The 1,450-nt window shown below is 69.2% G+C and carries 1 protein-coding gene; it reads right to left on the bottom strand.

The window, feature by feature from the left end:
* Nucleotides 1-36: 36 nt before the first annotated feature.
* Nucleotides 37-1,335: an IS256 family transposase gene (locus ACL02O_RS34180; RefSeq protein ID WP_412822317.1), complete on the bottom strand. Its 1,299-nt coding sequence runs from the start codon at nucleotides 1,333-1,335 to the stop codon at nucleotides 37-39.
* Between the last annotated feature and the right edge of the window lie 115 nt (nucleotides 1,336-1,450).

Genomic DNA, 1,450 nt, shown 5'->3' with positions numbered 1-1,450 from the left:
GAGCAATAGTCAAGACTTGTGGATGAGGAATCTTGATCAGGCGGCTGCGGTGTCGGAGGTGACGGGTTCGGTCGTGGCCCGTTCGACGAGGCGGCCGCGTTCGAAGCGGGCGCCGGCGCGGACCAGGGCGACCAGGTGCGGTGCGTTGACTGCCCGCCACCGCTGCTGGGCGGCTTCGATCAGCTTGAACGCCATCGCGAGGCCGGCGGCCTTCGAGCCAGGGCCTTTGGTGACCTTGGTGCGGTGCCGGACGGTGGCGAACGTCGACTCGATCGGGTTGGTGGTGCGCAGGTGCACCCAGTGCTCGGCCGGGAAATCGTAGAAGGCCAGCAATTCGTCGAGGTCGTCGACGACCTTGGCGACGGCTTTGCCGAACTTGGCGCCGTAGGCGAGCTTGAACGCGGCGACGGCGCGGCGGGCGTGGTCGCGGTCCTCGGCGTTCCAGATCTCCGCGAGGGCCTTCTTCGCCCCGGGATGCGCCGATTTCGGGAGCGCGCCGAGGACGTTGGCGATCTTGTGGAACCAGCAGCGTTGTTCCCGCGTGGTGGGGAACACCTCGCGAAGCGCGTTCCAGAACCCGAGCGCGCCGTCGCCGACGGCCAGGACCGGGGCACGCATGCCGCGGCGTTTACAGTCACGCAGCAGGTCGGCCCAGGACTCGGTGGACTCGCGGTAGCCCTCCGCGAGGGCGACGAGTTCCTTGCGGCCGTCGACGCGCACGCCGACCATGACCAGCAGGCACAGTTTCGCCTCGTCCAGGCGCACGTTCAGGTGCACGCCGTCGGCCCACAAGTAGACGTAGTCGACGCCGGAGAGATCCCGGCCGGCGAAGGCGCGGGCCTCGTCCTGCCACTGCGCGGTGAGCCGGGTGATCACCGGAGCCGACAGCCCCGAGCTGGTGCCGAGGAACTGCTGCAACGCCGGCACGAAGTCGGACGACGAGAGCCCGTGCAGGTAGAGCAACGGCAGTACTTCGTTGATCTGCGGGGACTTGCGGCACCAGGCGGGCAGGATCGCCGAGGCGAACCGCTGACGCTCGCCTGTCTCGTCGATGCGCTTGTCGTTGACCCGCGGCGCCACGACCTCCACCGCGCCGGCGCTGGTGAGCACCTGCCGCGACCGGGCGTGACCGTTACGCACCACCAGCCGGCGGCCATTCTCGTCCACCTCTGCCGCGTGCGCGGCGATGTAGGCGGCGACCTCAGCTTCCAGCGCGGCGGCGAGCATCCGGCGGGCACCGTCACGCACGATCTCGTCGATCAGCGACCCGCCCGTCCTGGCCGGCTCGGACACGGTCGCTGGCGTGGGCTCTTCCGGGTTGACTACGGTAAGCACGGGCGTACCTTCCCGGCCCGCGTTGGCGCGCGGGCTCTACTCGATTCCTTGGACATGGAGCGTCGCCGGGAGGGTACGCCTCCCGACGCTCATCCACAGGTTTCGAGCATTGCTC

The sequence above is a fragment of the Micromonospora mangrovicola genome (assembly GCF_047200535.1).
GTDB lineage: Bacteria > Actinomycetota > Actinomycetes > Mycobacteriales > Micromonosporaceae > Micromonospora.
Note: the sequence above shows the minus strand (reverse complement) of the source record. Positions and strands in the feature narration are given on the sequence as shown.